Origin of the sequence: Rhodoluna sp., assembly GCF_044232805.1 — a bacterium.
Lineage (GTDB): Bacteria > Actinomycetota > Actinomycetes > Actinomycetales > Microbacteriaceae > Rhodoluna.
This window is the reverse complement of sequence record NZ_JBIILG010000045.1, coordinates 1-8,232: the sequence shown is the minus strand read 5'-3', so window position 1 is coordinate 8,232 and position 8,232 is coordinate 1. Positions and strand designations below refer to the sequence as shown.

Sequence of the window (8,232 nt, the reverse complement as noted above, 5' to 3'; positions counted from 1 at the left end):
TCATGATCGAACCAACCGTTAAAGTCGCCGCGATGCGCTTAGCTCGCCGCGCTGAGATAATTCTTGAAAAAACAGAATTCTCGAGATCACGAGCCATTACTCTGCGAGGTGCCCTGGCAAGTGGCGTGCCATACATGGCACCTTTTGCTGGCTTCTTCTTTTGATTCGGGCGTTCCATAGCTTTTACTAGCCTTCTAAAGCTTCGAGAATTTCCGGGACCATCTTGTAAACATCTCCGCAGCCCATTGTGACGATGAAATCCCCAGGGCCAGCCAAATTCGATGCCACCTTCGGAGCCTCCGACCAAGTTTTGACGTAGTGAATCTTTTTCTGATCAACGAAAGCGTTCAGAATCAGCTCCCCGGTTACTCCAGGTTCGGGATCTTCCCTGGCTGCATAGATGTCCAAAAGAACTACTTGATCACTGGCAGCTAAGGCCTGTGCGAACTCCTTAGCAAACAATCTGGTTCTTGAATAAAGATGAGGTTGAAAAACAGTGACAAGTTTTCCGCTACCCACTACCGCTCGGGCACCGCTTAGAGCTGCCGTTACCTCAGTCGGGTGATGTGCGAAATCGTCGTAGACTCTCACACCTCGTCTCTCGCCATGAAGCTCGAAACGCCTCTCAGTGCCCGAAAATTTTGCAACCTCCTCAAGTGCTTTTTCGAAATCAAAACCCAAACCAATCAAGGTGGCAACTGCGCCAGCGGCATTAATGGCATTGTGCCTACCCGCGATGCGAAGGGTAGAACCGAGCGTCTGGTTTTTGTAACTGAGGCTAAAGCTCACCTGTGCATTGTCAACAATGTCACTTACCCTCACATCCGAAGAAGCGGATTCACCAAAGCTAATCATTGGTTTAACAACAAGCTTGGCAACAGCTACCGATCCAGCATCTTCCGAGTTGATGACAACTAGCTCTTTTGATTTGTTGGCGAAGTCGGCGAAGACCTGGTGGAAAGCTTCGATGCTGCCATAGTGATCGAGGTGGTCGGGATCAACGTTGGTAATTAGGGCAACTGAAGTATCGTAGTGAAGAAATGACCCATCGGATTCATCGGCCTCTATTACAAATAGTTCACCCTTGCCGCTGCCGGAGCTGGCGCCAATAGAACTGATGACTCCCCCGTTTACAAAGCTTGGGTCTTCACCTAGCCCCAACAACGCGGTGATTATCATTCCCGTGGAAGTGGTCTTGCCGTGCGCCCCGGCTACGGACACAAGTCTTTTCTTGGAAGCTAAATGCGCCAGTGCCTGCGAGCGATGAAGAACCGGAATCTGTTTCTTAATCGCGAGCAAATACTCGGGGTTATTCGGCCAGAGAGCACTTGTGATAATTACGGTATCGGCTTTAGCTAAATTCGCCTCATCATGTCCGATGGTTATCTTGGCACCCAGGCTCTCCAGGGCCAGAATGTTTGGGCTGGACCTAACATCACTTCCAGATACCCGGTGCCCCAAACCTATAAGAATCCGTGCAATACCGCTCATACCAGAGCCGCCAATGCCAATGAAGTGAACATTGCCAAGATTATTTGGAACCGGCACAGAAAAGTCTGGTTTTATCATCTTCTTGACACTACCTCGTCGATCAAGGCGATAAAACGCTCGGTTCCATCTAGCACGCCAGCTTGCTTGGCCGATTCCGACATTTGAGCGAGCCGTTTTGAATCCGAAATCAATGGAATCAGTATCGACCTCACATACTGCTCATCGAATTCCTTGTCTGTGGCTGTTATCGCTCCGCCCGCAGCAAGAACATCTAGCAAGTTAAACTTCTGCTCTCCATTGCCAACCCCATATGGAATGTAAAGAGCAGGCAAACCAACCGCGGAGAACTCCGAAACTGTTGCCGCTCCTCCACGAGACACCGCAAAGTCACTGGCTGCAATAGCTAACTCCATTTGGTCCACGTAGCAAACTCTTTTGTATTCGGGCTCAGAAACCTCTGCTAGCTCACTGGATGCTCCGATGATGTGCAGAACTTGAACGCCCGCTGCTGCGAGCACGGCTCTAGATCTATCGATAGTTTGGTTGATGCTTCTTGCCCCTTGAGAGCCCCCAGTAACTAGAAGCGTTGTCGTTTGAGGCTTTAGTCCAAAAAACTTTCTTGCCGCTTCAACATCTTTAGATCTTGCCAATGCCGTTATTGCTGGCCGGATAGGCATACCAACAAATTCAGAGTTAGCCAGGTTGGCAGATCTGAAGGCCTTGCCGGCAGCCGAAGCGAAGCGATTACCTAGACGGTTTGCAATTCCAGGCAACGCGTTCCCCTCATGCAAAACAAGAGGAACTTTCAATTGCTTTGCCGCGAGATACGCCGGAGCGCTCACATATCCGCCAAACCCAACAACGGCCGTAATCTTGTGCTGCTTGATGTACTTTTTTACCTGCCTAACGCAAGCAAGAAAGCGAAAAGGAAACACGAGTGCATAAAAGCCAAGCTTGCGCGGAAATGGAAGTTTTTCAATAAGTAGCAGTGGCAGTCCCGCCTCTGGAACAAGCCTTGACTCCAATCCAGAACTGGTTCCGAGAACAAAAACCTTATCGCCTTGGTTTTTTGCTAGCAGCGCCGAAGCGATGGATAAAAGCGGGTTGACGTGACCTGCCGTGCCTCCCCCTGTCAAAAGATAATTCGTCATCGTCTGTTAGACCTAGCGCCGTTTCGATGATTATCTTTCTCAATCGCCAGTACTATTCCAATTGCCCCGAGCGTGGCTATCAAAGATGAACCACCTGCAGAAATCAACGGTAGAGGAACTCCCAAAACAGGCAGAACCCCAAGAACTACTGCAATGTTCACTGCGGATTGGGACACAATCCAGACGATGACACCAATGACTATGACTCTGCCGAAGCTCGAATCAGATCGGTTCATTATTCCGATAAGAGAAGAAACTAGTAACGCAAAGATTCCAATCACCACGAGGGCTCCAATGAGACCGAGCTCCTCACCTATCACGGCAAAAATAAAGTCGTTCTCAACTTCAGGAATCCAGGACCATTTCATCTTTGAATTGCCTAAGCCAACCCCAAACACTCCCCCAGCAGCAAGAGCCCACGTCCCATGCTCGTACTGCCAGTTGAAAGCGTCAGATGAGGCAGAGTCAGGATTAAGCCAAGCGTTTATTCTTGCCATACGTGAGGCACTTGAAAAGGCTGCCAAAGCACCTGCGATTGCTACTCCAACAAAGACTTGAATCAGAGGCCTGAGAGGAGCTCCAGTGATAACTAGTGTGCCGAAAACGATGAGCGCAATGATGATTGCTGTTCCCAAATCTCTACCAAGCATCACAAGCGCCAACGCCGCTCCTCCGACAATGAGCACAGGCAGCAACACTCTTCTCGGGTCATCAAGCTCATGCTCACGGTTACTAACAAACCAGGCCATATACATAATTAGAGCGACCTTTAGAAACTCCGCGGGCTGAAGGGTGAACCCAGCAATAGAAATCCAGTTAGTGTTTCCGTTGACTGTGATACCAATAAACGGCACCGAAAGCTGAAGCGCGAACCCAAAAACCACCGCGGCTTTCACTAGATTCTGAATTACTTTGAGCTTGAGACTTGAGATGAAAAGCATCGCCCCGAGACCTACCACGGCGTAAAGCGACTGCCTAGAAAAAACGTAGAAAGCATCTCGGTTTGCAACTAGCGAATCGATTGAAGATGACGAGAGCACCATCACGAGACCAAAAACAACCAGAAATCCCGTTAGCCCTGCAAGTCGGTAGAAGTAAATCGATTCCGCCTGGAAGTTATCCCTTAGCCACTCGGCTATTCTTTGACGCCGTTCACCCTTGGGGCGGAATGACTTAGCTTTCATGCCAGCTAACACTTTGGATTTTCTAGAGCCCCTGACTTTAGACACTGGATCCTCCAACTATTTTCACAACCGCTTCCGAAAACCTCATGCCGCGATCTTGATAACTTTCGAACTGATCCATTGAGGCAGCCGCTGGGGCAAGTAGAACAACATCCCCGGCTTCTGCGGAGCTCGAAGCGAATTCAACAGCTCGTTCCATGACATTGTCGCAATCGGCAACTTCGAACACGGTGACAGCTGGTGCTAACGTCGCAAAATTCTCAAGAATTTCCTTACGATTGACACCTATTACAACGGCTGAACGTAAGCGCTTGGCAAATTTTGCAATCAAGCCCGAAATGTCCACTCCCTTGAGCTGTCCACCAAGAATCCAGACCACGCTCTCAAATGAAGATAGCGAAGCCGATGCGGCGTGGGCATTAGTTGCTTTGGAGTCATTAATGTAACGAACGCCGTCTTGTTCTAGCACCAGCTCGATTCGATGGGAAGAAACACGGAAGTTCCGCAATGCCTCTCGACAGGCCGCAGGTGGCACACCAAAGGACCTTGCTAACGCAGTTGCTGCTGCTATGTTGCTAAGCAGATGCGGCGTTAGAACTCCCAACCCATGGAAGTCTTCGAGGCTGGCAATCTCCAAAGCGCTATCGGCACGTTGGTCCAAAAATGCTCGGTCAACTAAGAATTCGTCGACGTATCCAACATTGCTAGGTTTTGGTGTTCCGAGGCCAAAACCAATTGCTCTGGCACCATCCTGGACCGTTGCAGCCTGAACCATCTGTTCGGTAGCGGAATCTTCGAGGTTGTAGATGCAGGCAACTTTTGTTCCGTGATAGATACGCTCTTTACTGAGTCGATAGGCCTCAAAGCTGCCGTGCCAATCCAGATGATCCTCGGCAATGTTTAGGCACGTAGCGCTAAATGGCTCAATGTGATTCATGTAGTGCAGCTGAAATGAAGAAACTTCGACAACCAGTACTTCGAACTCTGCAGGGTCTCGAATGCAGTCCAGAATTGGTTTCCCGATGTTTCCGCAGGCCACAGCTCTAACTCCGGAGGCAAGAAGCATAGCTTCGGTTAGCTCAACCACCGTGGTTTTTCCATTTGTTCCGGTGACGCAAATCCACTCTTGTTTGACGTCAAACCTGTCTCTAAGCCTCCAAGCCAAATCGAGATCTCCCCAAATAGGAATATCTCTGTCAACTGCGCTTTGCACGAGAGCATTGGTGGGCGCAACGCCGGGTGAAACAACAATAAGGTCTGGGTTGAAATCCTCGATTGCAATTTGTTGTTCGGTGAGTTTCCCGATAGCCGAAGGTATTCCAAGCACTTCGACGATGTCCAAAATTTCAGCGGAGGCGGAATCGGCTACAACTAGCACTTTGGCTCCTAGCTCATGAAGTGTGTCTGCAACCGAGAATCCAGTTTTTGCCAATCCAACAACTACGACTGAGATTGAAGACCAATCGGAGTGCCAACTGGAAAGGTGATCCAGAGAATCCAATTTGTTAGCCATAAATCCACTCAAGGTAAAACAGTCCGATTCCAGACAAGACCGAAAGTCCTGCAATGATCCAGAATCTGACCACTACAGTTATCTCGGCCCAGCCCTTCAGCTCAAAATGATGGTGCAAGGGACTCATCAGGAAAATACGTTTACCCTTGGTGATTTTGAAGTAAGCCCGCTGCAAAATAACTGAACCGGTAACAATAACGAACAAGCCACCAACTAGCACGAGCAGGATTTCAGTTCTCGAAAGAATCGCTAGTGCCGCAAGAGCACCTCCCAAGCTCATTGAGCCAGTGTCCCCCATGATGATTTGCGCCGGAGTGGTGTTCCACCAGAGGAACCCGATTCCCGCTCCAGTAATCGCAGCAGCAATAACTGCAAGATCTAGAGGGTCACGAACTTCATAACAACTCGCAACATTTTCAATAACTCGCGCGCAGTCCTGATTAAATTGCCAAAACCCAATCACGGCATAGGCGCCGATGGCCATAATGCTGGCGCCGATGGCTAACCCATCCAGTCCATCGGTGATGTTAACGCCATTCGACGTTGCTGATATAAGTAGGAATATCCAAAGGACCAGCAAAATCGAGCCGACGACACTGCCAAACATCATCAAGTCAAAACCGGTGTCCCGGATAACGGATATCTGTGTAGAAGCCGGAGTTACCCCGCGTTCGTTTGGGCTTCCGAATGCAAAAAACGCGAAGGCCACAGCCACGACAGCTTGACCCGCAATCTTGGCCCAGCCGCCAAGCCCCAGGGACCTTTGTTTATGAGTCTTGATGAAATCGTCAATGAATCCGACAATTCCTAGTCCAACCATCGCCAGGATAACCAGCAGCGCCGAAATTGATGGTGCTTCACCGTTGATTAGCTTTCCAGTGAAGTAACCAATGACAGATGCAAAAATAATGACAACGCCACCCATTGTGGGAGTGCCTCGTTTGATGTGATGAGTCTTGGGTCCATCCTCGCGAATGAACTGCCCCCATTTCCACTTCCGGAAAAGCCAAATAAATGCCGGGGTCAAAAACAATGTAAACGCCAAGCTGATAGCCCCAGCGGCAAGTAATGCTCTCACTTGACTGCCTCCATAAGCTGGTCTCCCAGAACCCTTAGGTTTGCTGACTTGGAGGATTTAACCAAGACAGTATCGCCTTGAGAGAGTATCCCACGCAGATACACCAAAGCCTCGTCAATCGAGAGGAAAAACTTTGATTCGCCGTCCCATGAGCCTTCTTGACTAGCCCCCATGTGAATCACTTTGGCCTTTTCGCCAACCACAACAAGTTGATCAATGTTTAGCCGCACAACAAGTCTTCCTATGCTGTCGTGCTCTGACACCGACACGTCACCGAGCTCGGCCATGTGTCCAAGCACTGCAATGGTTCTTGAGCCGAATCTGCCAAGTTGTGCCAAAGTCTGAAGTGCGGCTTTCATGGAATCAGGGCTCGCGTTGTAGGCGTCGTTGATTACCGTCACGCCGTCGGCTCTAACTACCCGTTGCATTCTCCAGCGCTCAGCAAGCTGAATTGACCCAAGTGCCTCAGCGATGATCTGCTTGCTCACTCCCAGCAAATGTGCTGCGCAAGAAGCAGCCAGTGCGTTCATGACGTGAACGTCTCCGAGAATGTTTAAACGAATGGTTTGCTCATCACCATCTGGCCAGTGCATCGTGTAGCTGGTTCCATCCACCATCGTGGTCACATTCGAAGCTCGGTAACTCGCCTCAGCGCTTGTACCAAACCAACTAACTGCAGACTTGGTTACCTGATGCATGTCGCGAACGTAGCTGTCGTCAACGTTTAGTACCACTTTGGCCCCCGGCCGTAATGCGCTAGCAAGTTCAGATTTGATCTTTGCTGTGACATCAATGCCACCGAACTCTCCAACATGGGCCAGGCCAACTTTCAAGATAATCCCGATGTCAGGGTCTGCCATTTTGGCTAGATACTCGATGCTGCCAATACCCTCGGCACCCATTTCAACAACAAGAAATTCTGTTTGCTCGTCAGCACGCAAAATAGATATCGGAGCCCCGACTCGATTGTTGAAGGATTCGATCGGGGCAATAGTTGGTCCCACCCGGCTAAGAATCTCTCGAAGCATGTTCTTTGTGGTTGTTTTACCATTTGAACCAGTGATCCCAACAACTTTCAGCTTGCCTTTGGGCTTGAGCGCGCCAACCAACCAAGAAGCCAAGACGCCAAGTGCTTCTTCGCTGTTTTTTACAACTATCTGATTAATTGGTTCCGGCAATTGCCTTTGCACGACCGCGGCAATAGCACCTCTAGCCAAAGCGTCACCAACAAAGTTGTGACCGTCTGTAACCTCGCCAGGCCTGGCAAAAAACAGGCCGCCTGAACTAATTAGCTTGGAATCGGTCTCGACAGTTCCAGATACTTCAGCAGTTGCATCGCCCACCAAGGTGCCATTCAAAATTTGCGCCAGATCGCTGAGTCTTAGATTGATCATGATCTTCTACCACTCCGTTGGGATGTCCGGAGAGACACTTGTCGAGGGTGAAATTCTGTTGGTCAAAAGCACTTGAGAAAGAATCTTTTGATAGCTAGTCACGGCCGCTTGAGAGTTTGTGTAAACCTGTTTCGGTTTGTAAACCATTACTCCAATTGCATACTGGGGATCTTCGGCTGGAGCCATTCCTAGGAACGAAGTGGCAAAGTAATCTCCGTAGCCAGAGCCTTCTGGGATTTCTGCGGTGCCAGTTTTACCAGCGGAACGATAACCGGGGACAGCGGTAGCTCTACCAATCGCCCCGTCTTCGACAACTTCCTCAAGCATCAAAACGACCTCTTGGGCGGTTTGTGCTGATACCACTTGGGTGGCGGTTGATTTCGGTATCGAAGTCATATCTCCGTTTTCGTCTCTGCAACCA

7 protein-coding genes are annotated in these 8,232 nt (G+C 49.7%); all 7 read right to left on the bottom strand.

The window, feature by feature from the left end; genetic code table 11:
- Positions 1-186 precede the first annotated feature (186 nt).
- Positions 187-1,569: a UDP-N-acetylmuramate--L-alanine ligase gene (gene murC / locus AC9UES_RS05795; protein WP_509527534.1), complete on the bottom strand. Its 1,383-nt coding sequence runs from the start codon at positions 1,567-1,569 to the stop codon at positions 187-189.
- On the bottom strand, positions 1,566-2,642 hold the full coding sequence (locus AC9UES_RS05790; RefSeq protein ID WP_509527531.1) for a UDP-N-acetylglucosamine--N-acetylmuramyl-(pentapeptide) pyrophosphoryl-undecaprenol N-acetylglucosamine transferase: 1,077 nt from the start codon (positions 2,640-2,642) through the stop codon (positions 1,566-1,568). The genes murC and AC9UES_RS05790 overlap by 4 nt, the downstream gene beginning before the upstream one ends.
- A complete protein-coding gene (ftsW, locus tag AC9UES_RS05785; protein WP_509527529.1) occupies positions 2,639-3,871 on the bottom strand; it encodes a putative lipid II flippase FtsW in 1,233 nt (410 codons plus the stop codon). The genes AC9UES_RS05790 and ftsW overlap by 4 nt, the downstream gene beginning before the upstream one ends.
- Positions 3,864-5,339, bottom strand: coding sequence for a UDP-N-acetylmuramoyl-L-alanine--D-glutamate ligase (gene murD / locus AC9UES_RS05780; protein WP_509527527.1), 1,476 nt, complete (start codon positions 5,337-5,339; stop codon positions 3,864-3,866). Before murD ends, ftsW begins: the two co-directional genes overlap by 8 nt.
- The gene (gene mraY, locus AC9UES_RS05775) at positions 5,332-6,417 is read right to left on the bottom strand and encodes a phospho-N-acetylmuramoyl-pentapeptide-transferase (RefSeq protein WP_509527524.1); all 1,086 of its coding nucleotides are present in this window, start codon (positions 6,415-6,417) and stop codon (positions 5,332-5,334) included. The genes murD and mraY overlap by 8 nt, the downstream gene beginning before the upstream one ends.
- A complete protein-coding gene (locus AC9UES_RS05770) occupies positions 6,414-7,811 on the bottom strand; it encodes a UDP-N-acetylmuramoyl-tripeptide--D-alanyl-D-alanine ligase (protein ID WP_509527522.1) in 1,398 nt (465 codons plus the stop codon). Before AC9UES_RS05770 ends, mraY begins: the two co-directional genes overlap by 4 nt.
- 6 nt (positions 7,812-7,817) lie before the next feature.
- A partial coding sequence (locus AC9UES_RS05765) for a penicillin-binding transpeptidase domain-containing protein (RefSeq protein WP_509527519.1) occupies positions 7,818-8,232 on the bottom strand: 415 nt, incomplete at its 5' end.

What these genes read in the sequence shown, in the direction of transcription:
- murC (WP_509527534.1), bottom strand. Translation starts at nt 1,569, where the DNA reads ATGATAAAACCAGACTTTTCTGTGCCGGTTCCAAATAATCTTGGCAAT.
- AC9UES_RS05790 (WP_509527531.1), bottom strand. Translation starts at nt 2,642, where the DNA reads ATGACGAATTATCTTTTGACAGGGGGAGGCACGGCAGGTCACGTCAAC.
- murD (WP_509527527.1), bottom strand. Translation starts at nt 5,339, where the DNA reads ATGGCTAACAAATTGGATTCTCTGGATCACCTTTCCAGTTGGCACTCC.
- AC9UES_RS05770 (WP_509527522.1), bottom strand. Translation starts at nt 7,811, where the DNA reads ATGATCAATCTAAGACTCAGCGATCTGGCGCAAATTTTGAATGGCACC.